Origin of the sequence: Duganella fentianensis (genome assembly GCF_009857835.1) — a bacterium.
In the GTDB taxonomy this organism is placed as follows: Bacteria; Pseudomonadota; Gammaproteobacteria; order Burkholderiales; family Burkholderiaceae_D; genus Rugamonas; species Rugamonas fentianensis.
Map to the genome: position 1 here is coordinate 276,392 of NZ_WWCL01000001.1, position 25,371 is coordinate 301,762.

The following is a 25,371-nucleotide window of genomic DNA, read 5'->3' on the forward strand; positions in this document are numbered from 1 at the left end:
CCCTCACACCGGAGCTGTCCATGAAAATTGCCAATAACGTTACCGAACTCATAGGCCGTACCCCGCTGGTACGCCTGAACCGCCTCAACGTCGGTAGCACCGCCCAGATACTGGCCAAGCTGGAATTCTTCAATCCTGCCCACAGCGTTAAAGACCGCATCGGTCTGGCCATGATAGAAGCGGCCGAAGCGGCAGGACTGATCCGTCCCGATACCATCATCCTTGAGCCCACCAGCGGCAACACGGGGATCGCGCTGGCCATGGTGTGCGCCGCGCGCGGCTACCGCTGCACGCTGGTGATGCCGGAAACCATGAGCCGCGAACGTCGCATGCTGCTGCGTGCCTATGGCGCCGAACTGGTGCTCACGCCCGGCAGCGAAGGCATGCTGGGTGCGATCGCCAAGGCCGAACAGCTGGCCGCCGGCGATAGCCGCTACCTGATCCCGCAGCAGTTCAACAATCCCGCCAATCCCGAAGTGCACCGCCGTACCACGGCGGAAGAAATCTGGGCCGATACCGATGGCCGCGTCGACATTCTGGTGGCTGGCGTGGGTACGGGCGGCACCATTACCGGCGTGGGCGAAGTGCTGAAACAGCGCAAGCCCGGCTTCCGCTGCGTGGCGGTGGAGCCGGCCGCATCGCCCATGCTGTCGCAGGGCACCAAGGGGCCGCACCCGATACAGGGCATAGGCGCAGGCTTTGTGCCGGCCGTGCTGAATACGGAAGTGTATGACGAAGTGGTGACGGTCCGTAACGAGGATGCCTTCGAGACGGCCCAGCAGGCCGCCCGTCAGGAAGGCTTGCTGGTAGGCATATCGGCCGGTGCCGCGCTGTGGGCGGCCGTGCAGGTGGCGCACCGTCCCGAGAATGCGGACAAGATTATCGTCACCGTGATTCCGTCGTTCGGCGAACGTTATCTGAGCACGCCGCTGTACGCGGGCCTGGCCGACTAGACGGCGTTCTTGCCCGTCTGCAGGCTGCAGCTGGCGCTGCTATCGCCCAGCCGTACCTGCAGCGTGGCGTGGTGGATGGAATACTCTTCGCGCAGCTGGCGGCTGATGTCATCGAGGGCCGCGTCGCCGGGGTGACCCTGCGGCGTCACCAGCTGCACCGTCAGCGCCGTTTCCGTGGTGCTCATGGCCCAGATGTGCAGATCCTGCACGGCGCTCACGCCCGGCTGGGCACTGAGGAAGGCGGCGATCTCTTCTCCTTCGATGTGGTCCGGCACGGCCGCCATAACCATGCGCAGCGACTGTTTCAGCAGCGCCCAGGTGCTGTACACGATGAAGCCCACGATCAGCATACTGACCAGCGGGTCCAGCCAGTTCCAGCCCGTGTACATGACGATCACGCCGGCCACCAGCACGCCCAGCGAAATGGCGGCATCGGCTGCCATGTGCAGGTAGGCGCCGCGGATATTCACATCGTCCTTGCTGCCGGCCATGAACAGCCAGGCCGAGAAACCATTGATCAATATGCCCACACCGGCCACGACGGAAACAGTCAGGCCGCCCACCGGATCGGGGTGGATCAGCTGCTGCACGGCTTCCCATGCAATGCCGCCGCAGGCGACCATCAGCAGCATGGCATTGAACAGGGCGGCCAGCATGGAACTGCTGCGCAGGCCGTAGGTATAGCGGCCGTTGGGCAGGCGTTTGGCCAGTATGGCGGCGCCCCATGCCAGCATCAGGCCCAGCACATCGGACAGATTGTGGCCGGCATCGGCCATCAGCGCCGTGGAGTTGGCCAGAAAACCGTAGCCGAATTCGATGGCGACAAATACCGAGTTGAGCAGGATGGCGATGGCAAACGCCCGCCCCATGGTGTTGGGATCGCCGTGATGATGGTGGTGGCCGTGATCATGACCGTGGCCGTGGCTATGGCCGTGGCTGCAGCCGCTGCCGCCGTGCGTGTGGGGCGCTTTGCCGCCCTGAGCTGCCGGCGCGCTGCCGTGCTGGTGCCCGTGCTCATGGGCGTGATCATGCTCGTGGTCGTGGTGGTGGCTCATGCCTCGCTCCCGTTCGCTGGTTCGGCGATATGTTCCAGCATATCGTTGAGGACGCCGCTGATGTGGGCATCGGCGGCAGAATAGAACACCTGCTTGCCCTGGCGCTCGGATTTGACGATGCGGGCAGCGCGCAGCAGGCGCAAATGGTGGCTGACCAGCGAACTGCTCAGCTCTAGCGCACTGGCGATACCGCTGACGGCAATGGGCGCTTCCAGACAGGCCAGCACGATGCGCAGGCGGGTCGGATCACCGAGTAAATGGAAGAGGTCGGCCAGCTGGGCGATGGCGGGATCACAGCTGGCATAGTCGTGTTGGCAGCTCATAAAACTAACAAATGAATAGATGTTCACATGTTAGCAGAAAAAAGATGCAGCCGCGAGGGCTGCATCGTTTTACGGCAGGGTCAGCAGAACTTTGACCGTGTCATCCACCGAGGCCTTGTTGATATAGCCGATGGCGCTCGGGTCGGATGCCACGGCTTTTTTCACGGCCGTATCGGAAGCGTAGGCCTTGGGCGCCGTACCCTTGCCAGCGAATTCGATCTTGGCCCACATGGCCTCCACTTGCGAGACGGATTTGTTGGACAGCTTCTGGTAGAACTCCTTGCGGATAGGCGATTCCTTGCCCTGTTCGATAGGCGTGAACTGGTTGGACTGGCCCAGGAAGAACTGGGCCGCCTGTTCGGAAAACATGCGCGAGGCCTGATTGGCCGTGCTGGTGATAACGACGATTTCGGCACTGGCCGGCAGGGCCAGCGAGATGGCACCACTCAGGGCCAGCAGGGTGTACAGCTTTTTCATGATGAGCTCCTAGGCGTGGGGTCAGAACAACTGGTCGTAGGACAGGCGCATGACGGTGACGTCGCCGCCAAAGTTGCGTGTCACGTCCTTGTTGCGGTCGACCTGTGCCTTGAGCGCGCTGCGGATGCCGAGGTCATAGCGCAGCGTGAGCGACCAGCGCTTGTAGCTCTGCGGTGCATACATCTGGCTGTTGCTGGTCTTTTCCTTGTAGCTGGCGTAGTTGAGGAAGGGCGTCCAGTCGCCATAGTGGTAGCCGGCACCGACGGTATAGGCCGGGGCTGTGATCTTGTAGCCGCTATCGAAGTCGCGCGTCAACTGGGTGACTTCAGTCAGCACGAACCAGTTGTCCAGATCGGCGTTGGTGGCCAGACCATAGGCGCGCAGCCTGGCCTTGTCGTTCAGGCCGACTAGCGCATTGGTGCTGCGTACATCGGTCTGCATGTAGACAGCGCGGGCGGTTACGCCACCTTGGCTAGCTTCCAGATCGGCGCCCACCAGATTGTTCCATTCCACCCGGGTCTTGCTGTTGTAGAACAGGCGGTCGTACAGGGCATCTTTGACGGTTTCCTTGCCGCCGAACAGACCTATGGCCAGATTGGTGTCGCCCACCATCGTGCGGTAGCGTGCGCTGGCACCGTTGTAGTTGGTGGCTTCCCAGCCATACAGCTCGGGCGGTACGCCTACCCATGGATAGGACATGCCGATGTCCTGAAAATCGGAATAGAAGTACAGCGGGATGCGCTTGCGGCCCAGCTGGAATTCCCAGTTTCTGGATGGGGTATAGCTGGCATAGGCCCATTGCAGATTGGGGCTGGTGTCGCTGCCCCGCACCACTACCTGGCCGACCAGATTGAACTGCGGCGTGAGCACATATTTGAGCTGGATGCCGGCGCGCGATTCGGGCCGCAGCGACAGGCTGTCAGTGTACACGCCGGCATTGCCCCAGTCGGCCGTGTAGCATGGGCAGGCGTGGCCATCGATGCTGGTCGGGCCTGCATAGTCGGGTGGCAGGCTGGTGCTGCTGGTGCGGCCAGCGACCAGCGACATGAAGCCGCTGATTTTCAGATTCGATTCGCTCTCGTCGGCGCGTGCCTGCGGCGCGCTGATTAATCCCATGCCGGTAGTGAGCACGGCCAGCAGGGCGGTGATGCGACGCGGGTGGCAGGATGCTTTTTTTATCATATTAATCTCCCTGTATCGGTTGAAGAACCGGCTCCACGCGTAGATCGATCACGCTCAGCCGTTCTGTCTACAACATAGGCGAGTTTTCCTACGGCAGACTTACTTGCTGCAATTCAGTGGCTGGAATTGTTGTCCTGGTGCAACACTGGCGTGCGAGCTCAGAGCGAAGGGCGGGCGCTGCCGGGGCAGCAGGGGCGAGTGGGAATTTGATGTCGCTGCCAGCACGCAGTGGCGGCGTGCTGGCAGCGCTGATGCTCGGGCCGGATTACTTCGGCAGGTCGGCCTGAAGCTGGGCGCGGGTTTTCGGATCCAGCTTGAGGATGGCTTTTTCCAGTTTCTCGGCGCGGTCCAGCGCCAGAATCTGTGCCGGTGTCAGCTCTTTGGCTTGCTGCACGATGGGGGCGGGCATGGCCGCCGGTTTGAAGAACAGTGCCTGTCCGGTCAGTACCAGCACAGCGCTGAGCAAGGCCAGTCCGGTGGCGGCCATCAGCAGGCGCTTTTCACGTCCATCCAGGCTGGCGCTGGCGGGCGCGGCGGCGACACTGGCAGGGCTGCCCGCTGCGTCGCCGCTAGCTGTACCAACTGCCGGCTGGCCGGTAGGGGCAGCGGCGCCATGGGTTGCCGTTTCCGTTTCCGGCGCTTCGTTGGTGGCATCGAGCACCGTGCCCTTGCGCCGCGCCGCTGGCGACTCGGCCGCCAGCCCGCCCGCTGCACGGGCATGCCGCACCAGTTCGCGCGACGTGCTATCCATCAGCGCCACATGGCGCTGCACGGCATCTTCCAGTACGGCTTCGTTGAGGGCTACCAGGGCGAAGACAGGATCATCGATATCGATCTTGACGCCGGTCTTTTCGAACACCAGAGTACGCAGCTTGTGCTGATCCATGGTGGCTTACCACTCCACTTTGTCGAGTTGTTCGAACAGGTCGCGGAACACCACTTTGATGCGCTGCTTTTCCATCAGGTTGAACTTGTCGCTTTCTTTGACTTCGGCTGCCGTCAGGCGTGCCGTATTCATTTTCTTGATGTCGGCACCAAAGGTATCGGCATTGCGCGCCGACAGCACCACCCGGCCTTTGACGCGCGAAGAATTGTCGGCATAGGTCTGCGATTCGGTGAACTGCTTGCCGGCCGCCGATTGCAGCAGGCCGAAGTGTTCGTTTTCCCACAGCACCAGCGGCACCTTGGTCGACTTGGCGGTGGAAACAAAGCCCATGGCGGTGTCGTGCAGGGTATCGCCGCCGCCCACGATGGTGTGGATATACACTTTGCGGCCCGATTCTTCCAGCAGCGAGAAGCAGTCGTTTTCGATCAGGTAGCCCATCAGGGGCGAGAAGGTGTTGGCGCCGTTGTCGATCACGCAGTTGCCTTCTTCTTCGAGGATGTCGATCATCAGCGCATCGAAGCGTTTCGGATCGATGGTGCGGCTGTCCGTCATCACCGGCACATGCTTGACGTTCATCGCTTTGTAGCGCGAGAAGGTGGCGTTTTCCTGGTCCGTGTCATAGCAGCGTAAAGGCGTTTCATCTTTGCTGGCAACCCATTGCGCGAGGATGGTGGAGACCAGCGTCTTGCCGATACCGCCTTTGCCCTGAAGGATGAAATGTACCGTGTTTTGCATCGAAATTACTCCTGATTCATTTGGAAACCCGCGCACCGACGCGCCCGAATGCAACGAGAGTAGTGGTTTTGGCGCGCGCTGGCAACCGCCAGCGCGCGTCCTATGCTCTGCCTTTGTTATTTAGGCAATGAAGCGCAGCAAACCCTGTAGCGCGTGGATCACGGTCTGGGTGCGCACGGACTGGCGGTCACCCGTGAAGACTAGCCGCTCCGTATGGATCTGGTCGCCGCGCGCCCAGCCGAAGCAGATGGTGCCGACCGGTTTGCCCGGCACGGCGCCGGTAGGGCCGGCAATGCCGGTGGTGGACAGGGCCACATGGGCATTGCTATTGCCCAGTGCGCCCGTGGCCATGGCGGCCGCCACTTCTTCCGAGACGCTACCCAGCTGGGCGATCAGGGCCGCCGAAACGTCCAGCATTTCCGTCTTCGAGGCGTTGGAGTAGGTGATGAAACCGCAGTCGAACCAGGCGGTGGAACCGGCGATTTCCGTGATGGCCTGGGCCACACCGCCGCCGGTACAGGATTCTGCCGTGGCCAGTAACAGACCACGGGCTTGCAGGGCTTGCCCCACCTGGGTGGCAAGGTCGAGGATGAGTTCGCAATTATTCGGGTGCATGGCTGTCTCCTTCGTGATCGACGAGCCACTGTAACATGGCCTTCGCGCGCCTTGCCAGCGACGCCGTTCTGCTTTGCCTGAATCGCAACATTTATTTTTAACATCTGCGACTGGCGTGCGCCATAGATTGAGCAAGGTGATAATATTGCTAATTAACTTCGTAATGACGCAGCGGTGAGCCGGTACGCCCCTAAGGAGGTGTCATGATCAGCCAGAACGACATCTATCACGCCCGCATCCTGATCGTCGACGATCAGCCGGTGAACGTGGAATTGCTGCAATATCTGCTGCAGTCTAGCGGTTATCAGGCCGTCAGTGCCACCACGGATCCGCGCGTGGTCGCGGGCTGGCATGCGGCCCAGCGTTACGACCTGATCATTCTCGACCTGCAGATGCCGGACATGAGCGGCTTCGATGTGATGGCGGCCCTGAAGCCGCTGGAAGCCGATGCCTGGCTGCCGGTGCTGGTGGTAACCGCCCAGCCCGACCACAAGATCCGGGCGCTGGAAATGGGCGCGCGCGATTTTCTCAGCAAGCCTTTCGATCCGCTGGAAGTCCTGACCCGCATCCGCAACCTGCTGGAGGTGCGGCTGCTGCACCGCGAAGTGAAGCGCTATAACGCCGGGCTGGAGCAGACGGTGCGCGAGCGCACGGCGGAATTGCAGCGCTTCCGCAGTGCCATGGATGCCACCGCCGACGCCATCTTCCTGCTCGACGCCGCCAGTGCCGAACTGGTCGATGTGAACGAAGGTGCTTGCCGCATGCTGGCCTACCGGCGCGATGAACTGCTGGGCCAGTCCGCCAGCCGGCTGGGGCTGGGTTCGCCCGTCGCGCTGCGGGCCTTGACGGGGCAGCTGGCCATAGACGGCGCGCCATCCATGCTGCAGGAACTGGAACTGATGCGCAGCGACCTGGTGGCCGTGCCGGTGGAACTGGGCTGGCAGCTGATGCAGCGGCCCGAGCAGCCCGACGTACTGCTGGGCGTGGCGCGCGATATCAGCGAACGGCGGCTGGCGGCCGAGCAACTGGATCGCATGGCCCATTACGACAGCCTGACGGGCCTGCCCAACCGCACGCTATTTTTCCGCACGCTGGAAAACGCCGTGCTGCTGGCGCCCGAACAGGACCAGTGCATCGTCGTGATGTTCATTGCGCTGGATCGCTTCAAGAGCGTCAACGATACGCTGGGTTCGCTGCACGGTGATGAGTTGCTGCGCCAGTTTGCCAACCGCCTGATGCAGTGCGTGCGTCTGCGCGACACGGTGGGGCGCATGGGCGGCGACGAATTCGCCCTGATCCTGAGCGCCCCGCGCGAGCAGCTCGACCCCGTGCAGACGGTGCACGATGTACGCGCCGCCCTGCGCCGTCCGTTCGAACTGGAAGGGCACCGCGCCGAGCTCAGTGCCAGCATAGGCATCGCCATGTATCCCGACGATGCCACCGATGCGCAGGCGCTGGTGCAGTTTGCCGACATCGCCATGGAGCGGGCGCGCCAGTCAGGCCGCGATGGTTTCCGTTTTTATACGGCCGGCATGAATGCGCAGGTGGCGGCGCGGCTGGATCTGGAAGTGGCTTTGCGCCGGGCGCTGGAACAGGAACAGCTGCTGCTGTACTACCAGCCCAAGGTGCAGCTCGATACGGGCGCACTGGCGGGGGCGGAAGCGCTGCTGCGCTGGCAGCGCCCCGACTACGGACTGGTCTATCCGGCCGAATTTGTCTCGGTGCTGGAAGATACGGGGCTGATCGTGCGTGTGGGCGCATGGATCATCGATGCCGCCTGCCGCCAGATCGGCCTGTGGCTGCGCAATGGGGTGGGGCCAGTGCGGGTGGCCGTGAATGTGGCCAGCCGCCAGTTTGTCGAATGCGATCTGGCGCAGATCGTACAGACGGCCCTGCAGCGCCATGGCGTGCCGCCCGAACTGCTGGAACTGGAACTGACGGAAACGGCGCTGATGTCGAATTCCGAACGCACCATAGGCGTGCTGGCCCAGCTCAAGGCCATGGGCCTGAAAGTGGCGATCGACGATTTCGGTACCGGCTATTCCTCGCTGGCCTATCTGCAGCGCTTCCCCATCGACAAGCTGAAAATCGATATCGCTTTCGTGCGCGACATCACCACCAATCCCAACGATGCGGCCATCGCCCGCGCCATCATCAATATGGCGCACAGCCTCAAGCTGCGGGTGATCGCGGAAGGGGTAGAAACGGACGACCAGCTCGACTATCTGCGCCACAGCGATTGCGACGAGATACAGGGCTTCCTGTTCAGTCAGCCTTTAACGGCGGCCGATATGGCCACGCTGGTCAGCTCGGGGCGGGGGCTGGTGGCCGCCATCGCGGCAGACGAGCGGGCTGCCGAACCGGATAGCCCGCAGCAGCCGCTTACGACGTGAAGTGATCGAAGCCTTGCAGCTGCAGCGCTAGTGCCGCACCGCCGGCATCGGTCAGGCGCAGGCCACTGGCTGCATCGATGCTGCCCACGTGGGTGACCGGCGTGGCCACACTGGCCGCGGCCGCCAGTATCGCGCTGCGGGCGCTGACGGGAGCCGTAAAGCACAGCTCGTAATCATCGCCACCGGCGGCGGTGTAGGCACGGCGCAAGGCCGTGTCGCGCGTGGCCAGCACGGCACCGGCCGGCAGCGCATCGACATTCAGGGTGGCGCCCACGCCCGACTGTTTGAGAATGTGGCCCAGATCGCCCACCAGCCCATCCGAAATATCGATGGCGGCATGGGCGATGCCTTGCCGGGCCAGCAGCATGCCCAGCTCCACCCGTGGCACGGGCAGATGCATGCGCACGGCCGCCGCCTGCAGGCTGGCCGGGTCCAGTGCCACTTCGTGGCGGTAGCCGGCCAGTGCCAGTCGGGCGTCGCCCAGCGTGCCGGAGATCCAGATATCGTCGCCAGCCTGTGCCGCGCTACGGCGCAGTGCCTGCCCCGGCGCTACTTCGCCGAATACGGTGATGCAGATGTTGAGCGGGCCCTTGGTGGTGTCGCCGCCTATCAGTTCGATGTTGAAGGCATCGGCCAGCGCGAACAGGCCGCGCGAAAAGCCGTCCAGCCAGTCACGCTCGGCGGCGGGCAGGGCCAGCGCCAGTGTGAAGCCGACCGGGCGCGCACCCATGGCCGCCAGATCGGACAGATTCACGGCCAGACTCTTGTGGCCCAGCCGGTAGGGGTCTTCGCCAGCAAAGAAGTGGCGGCCTTCCACCAGCATGTCGGACGAGATCGCCATCTGCATGGCAGGGCTGGGGGTGAGCAGGGCGCAGTCATCGCCTATGCCTAGGGTGGCACGCTGGGGGTGGCGGGGACGCTGGAAGTATTGCTGGATGAGGTCGAATTCGGAGAGCATGGCATATTGTACGCCCGCGCTGCCGGGGCTTTACGCTAGGTAGCGCTAACCTGGCGGGCGTATTGCATATTTCTATTAAATTTCATCGCCTGATATGAAATTATGATCATTGCTGAAAAGTGCACATGTTGAAGCGAACTAAGGATTAATCCCGCTAAAAGCGTCAAAAATTCGGTCTTGCTGTGTTCCACATATCAATAATGCTGATAACCGTCATAGCTGTTGGTGAAAATACCTACTTAATTGAAAGAATTGGTCTGTTAGAATCAATGGCTTTCCGACAGTACAAACAGGAAGGCAGCACAGCATGGATTCGTCCTCCGAGAAAAAAGAAGAGCTCCGTCAGCAATTGCGTCTGGCCGCGCTCGAGTATCACGAGATTCCAACGCCAGGCAAGATCAGCGTTACGCCCACCAAGCAACTGACTAACCAGCGCGATCTGGCGCTGGCCTATTCGCCCGGCGTGGCGGCACCTTGCGAAGAAATCGTGGTCGATCCGGCCAATTCCTACAAATACACGGCACGCGGCAATCTGGTGGCCGTGATCACCAACGGTACTGCCGTGTTGGGTCTGGGCAATATCGGCCCGCTGGCCGCCAAGCCTGTGATGGAAGGCAAGGGCGTACTGTTCAAGAAGTTCGCCGGCATCGACGTGTTCGATATCGAAATCAGCGAATCTGATCCGGACAAGCTGGTGGACATCATCGCTTCGCTGGAACCGACCTTCGGCGGCGTGAATCTGGAAGACATCAAGGCACCCGAGTGCTTCTACATCGAACGCCAGCTGCGCGAGCGCATGAAGATTCCGGTCTTCCATGATGACCAGCACGGTACCGCCATCATCGTCGGTGCGGCCATTCTGAACGGCATCCAGTACGTCGGCAAAGATATCAAGAACTGTAAACTGGTGGTGTCCGGTGCCGGTGCGGCAGCGCTGGCCTGTCTGGACCTGATCGTCGATCTGGGCTTCCCGCTGGAAAACATCTTCGTTACCGATCTGGCCGGCGTGGTCTACAAAGGCCGTACCGAGCTGATGGATCCGGACAAGGAACGCTTCGCCCGCGAAACTTCGGCGCGCAGCCTCGGCGAAGTAATCCATGACGCCGACATCTTCCTCGGCCTGTCCGCCGGCGGCGTCCTGAAACAGGACATGGTTCGTGCCATGGCTGCCAAGCCGCTGATTCTGGCGCTGGCCAATCCGAATCCGGAAATCCTGCCGGAAGACGTGCGCGCCGTGCGCGACGACGCCGTGATCTGCACCGGCCGTTCGGACTACCCGAATCAGGTCAACAACGTGCTGTGCTTCCCTTACATCTTCCGTGGTGCGCTCGATTGCGGCGCCACCACCATCACGCGCGAAATGGAAATCGCCGTGGTGCACGCGATTGCCGAACTGGCGCACGCCGAGCAGTCGGACATTGTTGCCACCACCTATGGCGTGAGCAATCTGTCCTTCGGTCCGGAATACCTGATTCCTATGCCTTTCGATCCGCGTCTGCTGATCAAGATCGCTCCGGCCGTAGCCAAGGCGGCAGAAGATTCGGGCGTGGCCACCCGTCCTATCAAGGACCTGCAGGCCTATGCCGACAGCCTGCAGCAGTTCGTCTACCGCAGCGGTACTTTCATGAAGCCGCTGTTCCAGCTGGCCAAGAAGACGCCGAGCGATCTGAAACGCATCGTCTACGCCGAAGGCGAAGAAGAGCGCGTGCTGCGCGCGGTACAGGTGGTGGTCGATGAAAAGCTGGCCCGTCCGATTCTGGTCGGTCGTCCGGCCGTGCTGGAAACGCGCATTGCCAAGTTCGGCCTGCGCCTCAAGCAGGGCATCGATTACGATGTGATCAACCCCGACCACGACGAGCGCTATCGCGATTACTGGCAGTCGTATTACGAACTGACGGCACGCAAGGGCGTGACGCAGGAATACGCCAAGCTGGAAATGCGCCGCCGTCATACCCTGATCGGGTCCATGATGATCAAGAAGGGCGATGCCGACGGCCTGATCTGCGGTACCTTCGGCACTACCCAGCTGCATCTGCACTACATCGATCAGGTGCTGGGCAAGCGCGAAGGCGCTTGCGTGTATGCGGCCATGAATGTGCTGATCATGCCGGAGCGCCAGCTGGCCATGGTGGACACCCACGTCAACGAGAATCCGAACGCCAAGGAACTGGCCGCGATTACCGTGATGGCGGCCGACGAAATGCGCCGCTTCGGCCTGTCGCCACGGGCCGCCCTGCTGTCGCACTCCAACTTCGGTTCGTCCAATAGCGAATCGGCGCAGAAGATGCGCGCCGCCCTGCAACTGGTCAAGGAACTCGATCCGGCGCTGGAAGTGGATGGCGAAATGCACGGCGACACGGCACTCGATTCCAAGCTGCGCAATGCCATCATGCCGCACTCGGAACTCAAGGGTGACGCCAATCTGCTGGTGATGCCTAACATCGATGCGGCCAATATCGCCTACAACCTGGTGAAAACGGCGGCCGGCAACGGTATCGCCATCGGTCCTATCCTGCTCGGTTGCGCCAAACCGGTGCACATCCTGACCCCGTCGGCCACGGTGCGCCGTATCGTCAATATGACGGCGCTGTGCGTGGTGGATGCGGTAGCCCAGCGCAAGGCCTGAACGCTGGCGATAGTTGTGCCGAGGTAAACAATCAGGCCGGCTCGGTGACGAGCCGGCCTTTTTGCTTTTCTATTACTTATTTGATGTGCCGCAAGTAACAAGTTGTAAGTAATGTAATGACATATTTGGTGAGAAGTGCACCGGAAGTGGTCTGTTACAATAGTCGGCTATACAGCCTCAGATGATTTGGATTTCGATTCACCATGGATAAAAGAAAAACAGCCCTGATTACGGGCATTACCGGTCAGGACGGTGCTTATCTGGCCCAATTGCTGCTGGAAAAGGGTTATCAGGTCTACGGTACTTATCGCCGCACCAGTTCCGTCAATTTCTGGCGTATCGAAGAACTGGGCATTCAGTCGCATCCGCATCTGTCGCTGGTCGAATATGATCTGACTGACCTCGGCTCCTCCATCCGTCTGCTGCAGAACACGGCACCGGATGAGATCTACAATCTGGCCGCCCAGAGTTTTGTCGGCGTGTCGTTCGAGCAGCCCGTCACCACGGCGGAAATCACCGGCGTCGGCCCCGTCAATCTGCTGGAAGCCATCCGCATCGTCAATCCGAAAATCCGCTTCTATCAGGCCTCGACTTCGGAAATGTTCGGCAAGGTACAAGCCGTGCCGCAGAAAGAAGATACCCCGTTCTACCCGCGCAGCCCGTATGGTGTGGCCAAGCTGTATGCCCACTGGATGACGGTGAACTACCGCGAGTCCTACGGCATCTTCGGCAGCTCGGGCATATTGTTCAACCACGAATCGCCGCTGCGCGGGCGCGAATTCGTCACCCGCAAGATTACCGACTCGGTCGCCAAAATCCATCTGGGCCAGCTCGACGTGCTGGAACTGGGCAATCTCGACGCCAAGCGCGACTGGGGCTATGCCAAGGAATACGTGGAAGGTATGTGGCGCATCCTGCAGGCTGACCATGCGGATACCTATGTGCTGGCGACCAACCGCACGGAAACCGTACGCGACTTCGTCAGCATGGCATTCAAGGCCATCGACGTGGCACTGGAGTGGAGCGGTGCGGCCGATCACGAAATCGGCACCTGCAAGAAGACCGGCAAAGTGCTGGTACGCGTCAATCCGAAATTCTACCGTCCGGCCGAAGTGGAACTGCTGATCGGCGATCCGGCCAAGGCCCACAAGGAACTGGGCTGGAAACCGGAAACCACGCTGGAACAGCTGTGCCAGATGATGGTCGAGGCCGACCTGCGCCGCAACCGCGCCGGCTTCTCGTTCTAAGGATAGCACCATGACGATGGAAGGCGCCGGCAAGCGCGCCCTGATTACCGGGCTGTCCGGCTTTACCGGGCACTACGTCGCTGAAGAACTGCGCGCTGCCGGCTATCAGGTTTACGGCACGGTCACGCCGGGACGTGTTGCCGCCGAAAACGAGTTTTCTGTCGATCTGAATGACCGCGCTGCGCTGGCGCAGGTGGTGCAGCAGGTGCAGCCCGACGTGGTGGTGCATCTGGCAGCGATTGCTTTCGTGGCCCATGGCGATGTGGAGCAGATCTACCGCGTCAACGTCATGGGGACGCGCAATCTGCTGGAAGCACTGGCCGCCCAGCCGCAGCGGCCGTCGGCCGTGCTGCTGGCTTCCAGCGCGAATATCTACGGTAATACGGAAGTCGGCGTGATCGATGAATCCGTGCCCGCCGCACCGGCCAATGATTACGCCGTCAGCAAGCTGTCGATGGAATACATGGCGCGGCTGTGGCAGGACAAGCTGCCGCTGATCTTTGTGCGTCCGTTCAACTACACTGGGGTAGGCCAGCAGGAGAACTTCCTGCTGCCGAAAATCGTCGGCCACTTCCGCCGTCAGGCCAGCGAAATCGAACTGGGCAACCTGCACGTGTGGCGCGACTTTTCCGATGTGCGCATGGTGGCGCGCAGCTACCGCCGTCTGCTGGCGGCAGCGCCCGTGGGCCAGACTTTCAATGTCTGCTCGGGGCAGGGCTGGTCGCTGGGCGAGGTGCTGGACATGATGGGCGAGATCGCCGGCTACCAGATCAATGTGCGGGTCAACCCCGCTTTCGTGCGTGCCAATGAAGTGGTGCGGCTGGTGGGCGACAATGCCCGTCTGAGCGCGGCCATAGGCGCGCTGGAGCCGGTGCCGCTGGCCGATACCCTGCGCTGGATGTACACGGCGTGAATAATGAACTCACACCGGCTGGCCTGCGCGTCGGGCTGTCCATCACCACGGTAGAGCCGGCACTGACGGGCGGCCGTCAGGACGGGCTGGGCGTGTATAGCCGCGCCCTGCTGCAGCATCTGCCGGCGGCCGGGGTGGAAGTGCTGCCCTTTTCGTTTGCGCCACCGGGCGACAAGCCGCGCCTGAAGGTAGGCCGCGCCCTGCCGCTGTCCTTCCCGCTGGCCACGCTGGGCGATCTGCTGCTGCCGGCTTCCGTGCATCTGAGCACGCAGGCGGCGCTGGGCCGTGGCGCCGCACCGCTTGATATCTTCCACGCTACCGACTACCGCGTCGTGCGCATGGATTGCCCTGTGGTGGCGACCCTGCATGATGCGCTGCCGATTTCCCATCCCGAGTGGTGCAGTGCCAGGCAGCGCAAGCTGAAGAACTGGCTGCAGATCAAGGCGGCACGCAAGGCGCAGCATGTGATTACCGGCTCGCAGTTCTCTATCCGCGAACTGGTGGAATGCTTCGGCGTGGATGAACAGCGCATCAGCGTGGTGCCCCATGGGGTGCGTGCCGAGTGGTTTGACGCGCCTGCCGCCGAGGCTTGTGCCACCACGCTGCAGCAGTATGGTCTGCGTGCCGGCTACTTCCTGACGGTGGGTACGCTGCAGCCGCGCAAAAACGTGGACCGGCTGCTGGACGCCTATCTGGCCTTGCCGCCCGTGCTGCGTTCGGCGCGCCAGCTGGTAATCGTCGGTGCGCCGGGCTGGCGCAGCGAAGAACTGGTGGCGCAGATCAGGGCGGCGCAGCAGCGCGGCGAAAACGTGGTGTGGCTAGACCGGCTGACCGACGATGGCCAGCTGCAGCAGCTCTACGCCAGCGCCGGCGCATTTATTTTTCCGTCGCTGCACGAAGGCTTCGGCCTGCCCCTGCTGGAGGCGTTTGCCAGCGGCGTGCCGGTGGCCTGTTCCGGCACCACCTCGCTGCCGGAAGTGGCGCAGGGTGCCGCGCTCGAATTCGATCCGCTCTCCGTGGGCGAGATCGGCAATGCCATGACCACGCTGGTGCGCGATGAAGCGACCCGCAAGCGCTGCATCGCTGCCGGCCGCCGGCGTGCGCTGGAGCTGACCTGGGATGTGGCGGCACGCCGCACGGTCGCCGTGTATCAGCAAGTACTTAACCGATAATCTGCCATGCGCGTACTGCATTTTTACAAGACCTACTACCCTGACACCTGGGGTGGCATCGAGCAGGTGATCCGCCAGCTCTGCGTAGGCACGGGCCGCCTTGGCATCCACAACGAAGTGCTGACGCTGACCCGCGATAGCGGCCCGCGCCAGATGGAAATCGAAGGCCATACGGTGCACCGCATGCCGCTGGCGTTCGAGATTGCCTCGACCGGTTTCTCGTTTGCGGCGATCCGCCAGCTGGCGCGACTGGCGCGCGAAGCCGATGTGATCCATTACCACTTCCCGTGGCCCTTCATGGATCTGGCCCACTTCATGGCGCGCATCAAGAAGCCCAGTCTGGTGACCTACCATTCGGACATCGTCAGGCAGAAAAATCTGCTGCGCGTGTACGGTCCGCTGAAGCGCCAGTTCCTGCGCGACGTGGATGTCATCGTCGCCACCTCGCCCAATTACATGGCTTCTTCGCCGGTGCTGAAGCGCTTCCGGCACAAGACCCGCACCATTACCTACGGGCTGGATAAGAGCATCTATCCGCGTCCGTCGGAAAGCGTCAGGCAGCAATGGCGCGCCCGCTGCGGCGAGCGCTTCTTCCTGTTCGTCGGCGTGCTGCGCTACTACAAAGGCCTGCACATCCTGCTCGACGCGATGGCCAACCTCGATTATCCGGTGGTGATCGTGGGTGCCGGTCCGATCGAACAGGAGCTCAAGCAGCACGCCGAGCGGCTGGGTCTGACCCACGTGCTGTTCGTCGGCGCGCTGGAAGAGGAAGACAAGGTGGCGCTGCTGGAACTGAGCTACGCCATGGTCTTCCCGTCGCACCTGCGTTCGGAAGCATTCGGCATCTCGCTGCTGGAAGGTGCCATGTACGGCAAGCCCATGATCTCCAGCGAGATCGGCACGGGCACCACCTATATCAACATCGATAACGAGACGGGGCTGGTAGTGCCGCCCGACGATGCGCAGGCGCTGGGCGCCGCCATGCGCACCCTGTGGGAAAATCCGGAGCTGGCGGCCGAAATGGGCCGGCGTGCCGAAGCGCGCTACTGGGAACTGTTCACCGCCGAGACCATGGCGCGCAACTACGCCGCGCTGTACCGCGAACTGGCTGGCCAGCCGGCCGACTGAGCGCGGGTCGCCGGCGCGTTGCCGGCGGGGTAAAATAGCCTCACCCCAGAATAGCCGGAGAGTCGCGTGCGCTGCCTAGTCATCGAAGACGAGATCGACACCTCGAATTACATCTGCAAAGGCCTGCGCGATGCGGGCCATAGCGCCAGCGCCTGCGCCAGCGGTGCCGAAGCCAAGGCGCTGGCGCTGGGCAGCGAATGGGACATCGTCATCCTCGACCGCATGCTGCCCGGTGTGCGCGATGGCCTGTCCATCGTCGAGCAGATGCGCGCGCAGGGCAAGACCACCCCTGTCATCGTGGTCAGTGCGCTCAACTCCATCGAGGCGCGCGTGGGCGGCCTGCGCGGCGGTGCCGACGACTATCTCTCCAAACCGTTTGCCTTTTCCGAACTGCTGGCGCGGGTGGAAGCGCTGCAGCGGCGTAGCGCGCCCGGTGCCGATAGCGCGCAGTTGCAGGTGGCCGACCTCAAGCTCGATCTGCGTACCCTGCGCGTCACGCGCGGTAACAAGGTGATCGCCCTGCAGCCGCGCGAATACCGTCTGCTGGAATACCTGATGCGCAATGTGGGGCAGGTGGTGACCCGCACCATGCTGCTGGAGTCCGTGTGGGATTATCACTTCGATCCGCAGACCAATGTGATCGATGTGCAGATTAGCCGGCTGCGCGCCAAAGTCGACAAGGATTTTCCCGTGATGCTGATCCATACCCTGCGCGGGGTGGGTTACCGCATGGGCGACGGGCCGGACGCAGGTAGCCCCCTTGAGTAGGCTGCGCACCTCGATAGCCATCAAGCTGGTGCTCGGTTATGGCTTGCTGGGCACAGCGTCGATTGCGCTGGTGTCGGGGGTGTTCTATCGCGGCACGGTGGGCGTGCTGGAGCGCGAAAATGATAGCCGGCTGATCGCCCAGTCGGATCGCGTGATGGCACGCGCCACGGGAAGGCCGCACAAGGTGCTGCTGGCCGAAGTGCGGCGCCAGCTGGACGACGGCATCGATAGTGACCGCGAAATTTTCGAGCTGGTGGCGGCCGATGGCCATGGCGAAGTGGGTAATCTGACCAGCTGGCCGGCACTCTCGCCGGAGCGCGAAGACGACAACCAGCAGATCGTAACCTCGGTGGTGATACGCGCCGGCCTGCCGACCCGCGCGCGGCTGGTGATGCGCCCGCTCAAGCAGGGTGGCATGCTGATCGTGGGGCGCGATCTGGCCGAACAGGAAGCCGTGCGTACGGTGATCTGGCATGCCGTGCTGGCCGGTGCGGCCGTCTCGCTGCTGCTGACGGTGGGCGGTGCGCTGCTATTCCGCAGCATGACGGAACGGCGGCTGGGAGCGATTCGCCGCACGGCCGCACAGATCGAAGCGGGTGACCTGAGTTCGCGCATACCGGTAGCGGGCGACGATGAATTTGCCCTGCTGGGCAGCGATATCAACCGTATGCTGGACCGCATCGAACGGCTGATGGATGGTATCCGTCATGTGTCCAACGCGATTGCGCACGACCTGCGCACGCCACTGGGGCGCATCCGCAGCAAGCTCGATGAAGCGCTACGCCATGAACCCAGCGTGCCGCGCCTGACGGGTGCCGCGCACGATGCAATCGAACATATCGATGACCTGATCCGGCTGTTTGAACGTCTGCTGCAGATTGCAGAAGCGGAATCGGGTGTGCGTACCCGCTTGTTCGAGCGGCTGGCGCTGGCGCAGATCGCACGTGACATGGGCGAGATGTACGAAGCCAGTGCCGAGGACCGTGGCGTGATGCTGACGCTGGAACTGGACGATAGCGTGCAGGTCGATGGCGACCGCAATCTGCTGGCCAGTGCCGTGGCCAGCCTGCTCGATAACGCCATCAAGTATGCCGGTGCAGGGGCCGAGGTACGCCTCGGCGTGCAGCAGTATCAGGGCCGCGCTGCCATCGTGGTGGCCGATACGGGGCCCGGCATTCCGGCCGCGGAACTGGGCAAGGTGACGCAGCGTTTCTACCGCGTGGACGCCAGCCGCCACCTGCCCGGCAATGGTCTGGGGCTGGCCATCGTCTCGGCCACGGCGCTGTCGCATGGCGGTGAGCTGCAGCTGGAAGATGGTGCGCCGGGGCTGGTGGCGCGCATCCTGCTGCCGCTGGCGGCAGCATGACGGCCATTCTGGCTGATTGCATTTATGGCAAAATTCATGAATACTCTCCCTGTTGATCCGCATATCGACGGATCTCGCTCAGGGATAAATGCAACGATGGCTTTTCTGACCAAGAAAAAGATCGTGCTGGCCGTTGGCCTGCTGATCGTGGCCGGCGCAACGTCGGCCTGGTATGCCCGCTCCAAACCTGCTGTTGTCGAGGCGCCCCGCTTCCGCACTGCGCCTGTCGACCGTGGCACCATCACCCAGACCGTGACGGCCACCGGCACCATCAATCCGGTGGCGCTGATTAATATCGGCTCGCAGGTATCGGGCACGGTAAGTGAACTGAAGGCGGATTTCAACGACCACGTGAAAAAAGGCCAGGTGCTGCTGAAACTGGACCCGACCATTTTCAACGCCGTGATCGCCCAGAGCGAAGCGCAGCTGGCGTCGGCACGGGCCAATCTGCGGCTGGCACAGGCCACCTTCCAGCGCAACCAGACACTGGTAGCGCAGAGCTTCATGTCCTCGCTGACGCTGGACCAGTCGCGCCGCGAAGTCGATGTGGCGCAGGCCAATGTGCAGCTGGCGCAGGCCCAGCTGGCACGAGCGCAGGCTGACCTGAATAACTCGGTGATCCGTTCGCCCATCGATGGCGTGATCATCAAGCGTACCGTCGATCTGGGCCAGACGGTGGCCGCTTCGTTCACCACGCCGACCCTGTTCCAGATCGCACGCGACCTGACCAAGATGCAGATCGACACCAGCGTCTCCGAAGCCGATGTGGGCGCGCTGAAAGAGGGCCAGCAGGCCCGCTTCGTGGTGGACGCCTATCCGGACAAGGAATTCGATGCGCGCATGCGCCAGTTCCGTCTGGCCGCCAACGTAGTGCAGAACGTCGTGACCTACAACGTGGTGCTGGACGTGGACAACAATGAAGAGCTGCTCAAGCCCGGCATGACGGCGCAGGTACGGCTGCTGGTGGGCAACCGCCAGCAGGTGCTGCGCATACCGACGGCGGCGCTGCGCTTCCGCCTGAGCGACGAGGAAATCGAAAAGCAGAAGCAGAAGGCCAAGGCGCTGGCCAGTGCCTCGGCTAGTGCCAGTGCTTCGGCCAGCGCTACAGCTTCGGCTTCTGCGGCGGCCGGCAAGGCTGGCGAGAGCGTGGCAGCGCAGGAAGATGATGCGGCCTTCCGCAGCAAGGGCGAACTCTCGCGCACCTTCAAGATCTACACGCTGGACGACAAGAACCAGCCGGTGGCGAAAGATATCCGTATCGGCCTGTCCAATTTCCGCTATACCGAAGTAGTGGGCGGTGAACTCAAGCAGGGCGATAAGGTGGTTACCCGCGCCATCAACGAGAAATCGGGTGAGCTGTGACAGCGCCGCTGCTGATCGACATCCGTCAGGTCACCAAGAGCTACCACTCGGGCAACGTTGAAACGCAGGTGCTGTTCGGGATAGATCTGGCCGTGCCGCGCGGCGATTTCGTCGCCGTGATGGGGCAGTCCGGTTCCGGTAAATCGACGCTGATGAATATTTTCGGCTGCCTCGATCAGGCCAGCGGCGGCAGCTATTGCCTCGATGGCGTGGATACGCTGACGCTGTCGCGTGCCGAACTGGCCACCATCCGCAACCGTACCATCGGTTTCGTGTTCCAGAGTTTTAATCTGATCAAGCGCATGAGCGTGGCGGAGAATGTGGCGCTGCCGCTGATCTATGCCGGCGTATCGCGCTCCAAAGCCCACGCCAAGGCGCTGCTGGAACTGGAGCGGGTGGGGCTGAAGGATTACGCCAAACGTACGCCCAACCAGCTATCGGGCGGCCAGCAGCAGCGCGTGGCGATTGCCCGCGCGCTGGTGGGCGATCCGCCGCTGATACTGGCAGACGAGCCGACCGGCAACCTCGATACCCAGACCAGCATAGACATCATGCGCTCGTTCCAGCAGCTGAATGAACAGCGTGGCATCACCATCCTGCTGGTGACGCACGAACCGGACATCGCCGCCTACGCCAAGCGCCTGATGCGCCTCAAGGACGGCCGCGTGCTGTACGACGGGCCGGCCGCGGAAGGCCTGCGCCAGCTGGCAGCCAGCCACGAAGCCATAACGGTATAAATCATATGAATCCTTTACAGATCGTGGTGGAAGCTTTCCGCTCCATGATGGCCAACCGGCTGCGCACGCTGCTGACCATGCTGGGCATCATCATCGGGATTACCTCGGTGGTGCTGCTGCTGGCCGTGGGCGACAGCATGAAGCGTTTCATCGCCAAGGAGCTGGAGCAGCTGGGCACGAATATGCTGTTCATCTCGCCCGGTGGCGACCGCGCCCAGCAGCAGCGCATGCGCACCGGTGCCGCGCCGGCGCTGACCATGGCCGATGCGGCGGCGCTCAACGAGCTGCCATCGCTGGCCGGTGCGGCGCCCGTGCTGCAGGGCGGCTTTAATCTGGCGGTGGGCAACGAGAGTGCTTCCAAGACCGTGCACGGGGTCTCCACCGCCATGTTCAAGATCCGCGGCTGGAAAATCGATCAGGGCAATGTGTTCAGCGATGCCGATGTGCGTGCTGCGGCGCGCATGGTGGTGATAGGTCACAAGATCGCCGACCAGTTCTTCTACAAGACCGACCCGCTGGGCAAATACATTCGCATCGAGAATGTCTCGTTCCAGGTAGTGGGGGTGCTGTATGGCGAAGGCAAGCAGGTCGATGGCGGCGATCTGGCCGACTATGTGCTGGTGCCGATTACGGCGGCGGCAGCCAATCTGGTGCGCCTGCCTTTCCCCGGCAATGTGCACTACGTGGTGGCGCAGGGTAAATCGGGCGGCAACCTGCAGGATGCCATCCAGGATATCAACGAGACGCTGCGCGACCGCCACCACATCAAGTACGAGCAGCCGGATGACTTCCGCATCGATAATCTGGCGTCGTTTGCCGAGACGGCGCAGAAGATCAGTACCGGTCTGGCTGCGCTGCTGGGCCTGATCGGCGCCATTTCGCTGATCGTGGGCGGCATAGGCATCATGAACATCATGCTAGTCTCGGTGACGGAGCGCACGCGCGAGATCGGCATCCGCATGGCTATCGGCGCCAAGCCGCGCGACGTGCTGTGGCAGTTCCTGACCGAGGCCGTGGTGATCTGTCTGGTCGGTGGCCTGTTCGGCATCGTGCTGGCCAGCGGGGCGGCAGCAGCCATCACGGCGACCGGCAAGTTCGATGTCTTCATTACCCTGCAGGCAGTGGTGGTGGCCTGCGGCTTTTCCAGTCTGGTGGGGGTGTTCTTCGGCTTCTATCCGGCGCGCCGCGCTTCGCGTCTGCTGCCGGTGGATTGTCTGCGCTACGAATAGTGCCAGCGCCGCCTTGCGCGCCGGGCGGCGTCAGAAATCGAACTTGTTGCTGCGGCCTTCCTGCGGTTTCGGGGCGGCTTGCGCCTGCTTGTCGCGCAGCGCCTGCTCGCGCCGCTGCAGTGCTTCCAGTTTGCGCTGGGCCTGGCGGGCATTGAAATCGATCACGCGCTGCTGGGCGGAGCGGCCCACTTTGCTGTTATGCAGGATGGTGATTTTCTGCTGCATGGCGGCAGCCCACAGCACAAAGACCAGTACCAGTGCCAGCAGGTAGACGGTTTGCCACAGGCCGTAGTTCTGCTGGATGAAGGGGAACAGCGGGCGGGCATCTTCCAGCCAGCCCTGGCCCAGCATGCCGAAGAAACCGGCCAGTACGCCCCATGCGGCGGTCTTGGCAATGAGCCAGCGACTGGCTGTTACCCGTTCATCCCAGTAGGTTAAGGAATCAGTAGACGTGTCACGCGGCATGGCTGTAAATCAAACTTGTGCAAAACAAAAAGATAGTACGAATTATGACATATTTTCCTTCGAGGAAACTATTTTGCCACTAGTTTGCTGCACAAAAGCCTGATGCCGGGACGCTGCAGAGCGCTGGCGGGCAGCGCTTAGCGGGCCGCTGGCTGGCGCCAGCGTTCGACCAGTTCGAATACCGCCATGCCGGCCACCATGGCCGCCACAAAGCCGGCCGCCTTGGGATAGCCGGCGCCCATGGCCACCAGCGCCGGACCGGGGCAGAAGCCGGCCATGCCCCAGCCTATGCCGAAGGCGGCGCTGCCCAGCACCAGCCGGGCGGTGATGGTGCTGTTGGCGGGCAGCTGCATGGGCAGCCCGAGCAGGGAGAGCTGGCGCCGGCGCGCCAGCAGGAAGGTGAAGCCGCCTATGCCGATGGCGCCCGCCATCACCATGGCCAGCGAGGGATCCCAGTTGCCGGCCAGATCGAGGAAACCCTGTACCTTGACGGGATTGGCCATGCCCGAAATGATCAGGCCGAGGCCGAACAGCAGTCCGGCCAGCAAAGAAGTCAGTACCAGCATCTCAGGCTCCCAGTAGATGACGTTGGATGTACACGGTGATGAAACCGGCGGCCATAAAGGTCAGGGTGGCCACGATGGAGCGCACGGCGCCGCGCGACATGCCGCATACGCCGTGGCCGCTGGTGCAGCCACCGGCATAGCGGGTGCCGAGGCCGACGATGAAGCCGGCCAGCAGCACCACCTCCCAGCTGGCGTGGATTTCCGGTGCGGTGGCATAGCCGAGCAGGCTGGCCAGCAGGGGCGAACCGATCAGGCCGGCCAGAAAAGCCAGGCGCCAGTGGCGGTCATTGCGGGGCCAGCTGAGCAGGCCGCCCAGAATGCCGCTGATGCCGGCGATACGGCCATTGAACAGGATTAGCACACTGGCGGCGATGCCGATGATCAGGCCGCCCGCGAGCGAGAGAGCGGGGGTGAAATGGGTCAGGTCGATGGCCATCGCTTAATCCTTGAGCGGTTGGGGACAGAATTGCTGATACAGCACTTGCATCACGGCCAGTGCCTGCGTGCTGGCCACGGAGTAATAGATGTTCTTGCCATCGCGTCGCGTGTGGACCAGTCCATTGCTGCGCAACACGCCCAGCTGTTGCGACAGGGTGGGCTGGTGGATGGAGAGCAGGGTTTCCAGCTCGCCCACGGAATGTTCGCCCTGCGACAGCTGGCACATGAGCAGCAGCCGGTCGGGGTTGGATAGCACGCGCAGCAGGCCGCAAGCCTGTTCGGCGGCGGCATGCATGGCGTCTAGCGGCAGGGTAGGAGTATCGGGCACGGCTCATCCTTCATTTTGTGGTTTTATATTATATTGAAAAATATAGTGTTTGTGCGATAAAATTCAAGTACACAATGCTAGGCAATCAGCCGACGAGGATGCCATGAACCGTTTTCGCCCCCAGGCCGTGCCCACCGTGGGCTGGCACTATGACCGTATCGCGCTGGCGCTGCACTGGATCAGTGCCGTGCTACTGGTGTTCATGACAGGGCTGGGCTGGTACATGATGGAAATCGAACATAGCCCCGGGGCTAAGCCGTACTTTGTTTTGCACAAATCGCTGGGGCTGATCGTGCTGGCGCTGGTGCTGGTGCGGCTGGGATGGCGCCGCAGCCATCCGGTGCCACAACTGCCGTCGCGGATGCCGGCGTGGCAGTTGCGGGCAGCGCAGCTGGTACAGGTGGGCCTGTATCTGTGCATGCTGATATTGCCGCTGGCAGGGATAGCCGGGGCTATCCACAGTAAATCGGGACTGGTCTTTTTCGGCTACAGTCTGCCCCGGCTGGCGGCAGCCAACCACGACATGGCCGAGACTTATTACGATATCCACGGTGCACTGGTGTGGCTGCTGGTGGCGCTGGTATGTGTCCACATCGCCGGCGCGCTCAAGCACCGTTTCATCGACAAGGACGGGGTGTTCGAGCGCATGGTGCCGGGGCGGGATTAGGTCGCGCGGCCGCGCGGAAAATAAAAAAGCACTGAAGAATCAGTGCTTTTTTTGTATCTCTGGTGCCCGAGGCCGGACTTGAACCGGCACGCCTTGCGGCGGCGGATTTTGAGTCCGCTACGTCTACCAATTCCATCACTCGGGCGACGCGAGCGCCATTATCACTGATTTGCCCCAATGCTGCAAGCTCGGGGGCTAGTCTGTCATGCGGATAAAGCGTGCACAGTCTTTTGCGGTTTATCGCGCCAGGCTACCGTTGGTGCCAGATTATCTGCGGCTCGTCGCATGGTCCGGATGCGGCCAGTTTTTCTTGTTATTCTGCTTACGTCGACCGCTGAAAACCAAGAGCAGCGGTGACTCCAGCTAGTGAAAAACTTCCCTACCTATTTACGGAGCACACCATGAAAACCCTGATTGCCGCCTTAGCCGCTACACTTACTCTGGGCGCCGCCCACGCCGCCGATGTGATGGTGCAGGTTAAACCTACCCCTGGCTACCACCTGAACCAGCAGGAATTGAATGATCTGGAACAGTCGTTCGCCCTGAGTAACGGGCAGACCTTGAAGGTCACCACCGATATGACGCGTATCTTCGTGCAGGTGGGCCGGGGCTCGTGGGTAGAAATCTTCCCGGTGGCAAAAGACCGCTTTAAGAGCAATGCTGGTACCGAGTTCGAGTTCCGTGATGATAATGAAACTGTAGCGATAGCCAATTTTGGCCTGCTGCCGATGGCGAAAGCACCCGCCAGGGCCATGGTGCTGGCACGCCGCTAAGCTCTTGCC

Annotated in this window: 26 protein-coding genes and 1 tRNA gene; 14 read left to right on the forward strand and 13 right to left on the reverse strand. The window is 62.2% G+C overall.

Features of this window, described 5'->3' with window-relative positions; translation table 11 throughout:
• Positions 1–20: 20 nt before the first annotated feature.
• Complete coding sequence (gene cysK, locus GTP23_RS01275; RefSeq protein ID WP_161033533.1) at positions 21–953, forward strand: cysteine synthase A; 933 nt, start codon at positions 21–23, stop codon at positions 951–953.
• On the opposite strand, the gene GTP23_RS01280 is transcribed toward cysK, so the two are convergent.
• The 7 genes from GTP23_RS01280 to GTP23_RS01310 all read right to left on the reverse strand — a co-directional run bounded on the left by GTP23_RS01280 (position 950) and on the right by GTP23_RS01310 (position 6,226).
• Positions 950–2,008 (reverse strand): cation diffusion facilitator family transporter, encoded by a 1,059-nt coding sequence (locus tag GTP23_RS01280; RefSeq protein ID WP_161033534.1) that lies wholly within the window; start codon positions 2,006–2,008, stop codon positions 950–952. The two genes, cysK and GTP23_RS01280, sit on opposite strands and share 4 nt — an antisense overlap.
• Positions 2,005–2,331, reverse strand: coding sequence for an ArsR/SmtB family transcription factor (locus GTP23_RS01285; RefSeq protein WP_161033535.1), 327 nt, complete (start codon positions 2,329–2,331; stop codon positions 2,005–2,007). The genes GTP23_RS01280 and GTP23_RS01285 overlap by 4 nt, the downstream gene beginning before the upstream one ends.
• 69 nt (positions 2,332–2,400) lie before the next feature.
• Positions 2,401–2,808, reverse strand: a complete 408-nt coding sequence (locus tag GTP23_RS01290; RefSeq protein WP_161033536.1) for a hypothetical protein — start codon at positions 2,806–2,808, stop codon at positions 2,401–2,403.
• A gap of 21 nt (positions 2,809–2,829) precedes the next feature.
• The gene (locus GTP23_RS01295; protein ID WP_161033537.1) at positions 2,830–3,990 is read right to left on the reverse strand and encodes a porin family protein; all 1,161 of its coding nucleotides are present in this window, start codon (positions 3,988–3,990) and stop codon (positions 2,830–2,832) included.
• A gap of 265 nt (positions 3,991–4,255) precedes the next feature.
• Entirely contained in the window at positions 4,256–4,876 is a 621-nt protein-coding gene (locus GTP23_RS01300; protein ID WP_161033538.1) for a hypothetical protein, read from the reverse strand.
• 6 nt (positions 4,877–4,882) lie between these two features.
• The gene (locus GTP23_RS01305) at positions 4,883–5,611 is read right to left on the reverse strand and encodes a P-loop NTPase family protein (RefSeq protein WP_155432780.1); all 729 of its coding nucleotides are present in this window, start codon (positions 5,609–5,611) and stop codon (positions 4,883–4,885) included.
• A 120-nt stretch (positions 5,612–5,731) separates the two neighbouring features.
• Positions 5,732–6,226: a CinA family protein gene (locus GTP23_RS01310; protein WP_161033539.1), complete on the reverse strand. Its 495-nt coding sequence runs from the start codon at positions 6,224–6,226 to the stop codon at positions 5,732–5,734.
• Positions 6,227–6,429: 203 nt separating this feature from the next.
• On the opposite strand from GTP23_RS01310, the gene GTP23_RS01315 reads away from it, so the two are divergent.
• On the forward strand, positions 6,430–8,619 hold the full coding sequence (locus tag GTP23_RS01315) for a putative bifunctional diguanylate cyclase/phosphodiesterase (RefSeq protein WP_161033540.1): 2,190 nt from the start codon (positions 6,430–6,432) through the stop codon (positions 8,617–8,619).
• Here GTP23_RS01315 and thiL read toward each other — a convergent pair.
• Positions 8,609–9,577, reverse strand: coding sequence for a thiamine-phosphate kinase (gene thiL, locus GTP23_RS01320; RefSeq protein WP_161033541.1), 969 nt, complete (start codon positions 9,575–9,577; stop codon positions 8,609–8,611). The genes GTP23_RS01315 and thiL overlap by 11 nt on opposite strands.
• Before the next feature lie 307 nt (positions 9,578–9,884).
• Here thiL and GTP23_RS01325 point away from each other — a divergent pair, with 307 nt between their 5' ends.
• The 10 genes from GTP23_RS01325 (at position 9,885) to GTP23_RS01370 (ending at position 22,125) form a co-directional block, all read left to right on the forward strand.
• Positions 9,885–12,203: an NADP-dependent malic enzyme gene (locus GTP23_RS01325; protein WP_161033542.1), complete on the forward strand. Its 2,319-nt coding sequence runs from the start codon at positions 9,885–9,887 to the stop codon at positions 12,201–12,203.
• Positions 12,204–12,406: 203 nt separating this feature from the next.
• Complete coding sequence (gene gmd, locus GTP23_RS01330) at positions 12,407–13,450, forward strand: GDP-mannose 4,6-dehydratase (RefSeq protein WP_161033543.1); 1,044 nt, start codon at positions 12,407–12,409, stop codon at positions 13,448–13,450.
• A 10-nt stretch (positions 13,451–13,460) separates the two neighbouring features.
• Positions 13,461–14,363 (forward strand): GDP-mannose 4,6-dehydratase, encoded by a 903-nt coding sequence (locus GTP23_RS01335; protein ID WP_161033544.1) that lies wholly within the window; start codon positions 13,461–13,463, stop codon positions 14,361–14,363.
• Positions 14,360–15,535 carry a glycosyltransferase family 4 protein gene (locus tag GTP23_RS01340; RefSeq protein WP_161033545.1) on the forward strand — a complete coding sequence of 392 codons (1,176 nt, stop codon included), beginning with the start codon at positions 14,360–14,362 and terminating at the stop codon, positions 15,533–15,535. The genes GTP23_RS01335 and GTP23_RS01340 overlap by 4 nt, the downstream gene beginning before the upstream one ends.
• Before the next feature lie 6 nt (positions 15,536–15,541).
• Entirely contained in the window at positions 15,542–16,663 is a 1,122-nt protein-coding gene (locus GTP23_RS01345) for a glycosyltransferase family 4 protein (RefSeq protein WP_161033546.1), read from the forward strand.
• A gap of 66 nt (positions 16,664–16,729) precedes the next feature.
• Positions 16,730–17,431 (forward strand): winged helix-turn-helix domain-containing protein, encoded by a 702-nt coding sequence (locus GTP23_RS01350; RefSeq protein WP_161033547.1) that lies wholly within the window; start codon positions 16,730–16,732, stop codon positions 17,429–17,431.
• Positions 17,424–18,797, forward strand: coding sequence for a sensor histidine kinase (locus GTP23_RS01355; RefSeq protein WP_161033548.1), 1,374 nt, complete (start codon positions 17,424–17,426; stop codon positions 18,795–18,797). Before GTP23_RS01350 ends, GTP23_RS01355 begins: the two co-directional genes overlap by 8 nt.
• 96 nt (positions 18,798–18,893) lie before the next feature.
• Positions 18,894–20,159: an efflux RND transporter periplasmic adaptor subunit gene (locus GTP23_RS01360; protein WP_161033549.1), complete on the forward strand. Its 1,266-nt coding sequence runs from the start codon at positions 18,894–18,896 to the stop codon at positions 20,157–20,159.
• A complete protein-coding gene (locus GTP23_RS01365) occupies positions 20,156–20,896 on the forward strand; it encodes an ABC transporter ATP-binding protein (RefSeq protein WP_161033550.1) in 741 nt (246 codons plus the stop codon). Before GTP23_RS01360 ends, GTP23_RS01365 begins: the two co-directional genes overlap by 4 nt.
• Positions 20,897–20,901: 5 nt before the next feature.
• Entirely contained in the window at positions 20,902–22,125 is a 1,224-nt protein-coding gene (locus GTP23_RS01370) for an ABC transporter permease (protein ID WP_229255882.1), read from the forward strand.
• Between the two features lie 30 nt (positions 22,126–22,155).
• Here the strand turns inward: GTP23_RS01370 and GTP23_RS01375 are convergent, their stop codons facing one another.
• From GTP23_RS01375 to GTP23_RS01390, 4 genes are all read right to left on the reverse strand, one after another.
• The gene (locus GTP23_RS01375; protein WP_161033551.1) at positions 22,156–22,590 is read right to left on the reverse strand and encodes a hypothetical protein; all 435 of its coding nucleotides are present in this window, start codon (positions 22,588–22,590) and stop codon (positions 22,156–22,158) included.
• 137 nt (positions 22,591–22,727) lie between these two features.
• Complete coding sequence (locus GTP23_RS01380) at positions 22,728–23,156, reverse strand: YeeE/YedE family protein (protein WP_161033552.1); 429 nt, start codon at positions 23,154–23,156, stop codon at positions 22,728–22,730.
• A 1-nt stretch (position 23,157) separates the two neighbouring features.
• Positions 23,158–23,592, reverse strand: coding sequence for a YeeE/YedE family protein (locus GTP23_RS01385; RefSeq protein WP_161033553.1), 435 nt, complete (start codon positions 23,590–23,592; stop codon positions 23,158–23,160).
• A 3-nt stretch (positions 23,593–23,595) separates the two neighbouring features.
• On the reverse strand, positions 23,596–23,889 hold the full coding sequence (locus tag GTP23_RS01390; RefSeq protein WP_161034575.1) for an ArsR/SmtB family transcription factor: 294 nt from the start codon (positions 23,887–23,889) through the stop codon (positions 23,596–23,598).
• A 136-nt stretch (positions 23,890–24,025) separates the two neighbouring features.
• On the opposite strand from GTP23_RS01390, the gene GTP23_RS01395 reads away from it, so the two are divergent.
• On the forward strand, positions 24,026–24,589 hold the full coding sequence (locus GTP23_RS01395) for a cytochrome b (RefSeq protein ID WP_161033554.1): 564 nt from the start codon (positions 24,026–24,028) through the stop codon (positions 24,587–24,589).
• A 60-nt stretch (positions 24,590–24,649) separates the two neighbouring features.
• Here GTP23_RS01395 and GTP23_RS01400 read toward each other — a convergent pair.
• A tRNA-Leu gene (locus GTP23_RS01400) sits at positions 24,650–24,734 on the reverse strand.
• 256 nt (positions 24,735–24,990) lie between these two features.
• Here GTP23_RS01400 and GTP23_RS01405 point away from each other — a divergent pair.
• Positions 24,991–25,362 carry a gel scht gene (locus tag GTP23_RS01405; RefSeq protein ID WP_161033555.1) on the forward strand — a complete coding sequence of 124 codons (372 nt, stop codon included), beginning with the start codon at positions 24,991–24,993 and terminating at the stop codon, positions 25,360–25,362.
• Positions 25,363–25,371 lie beyond the last annotated feature (9 nt).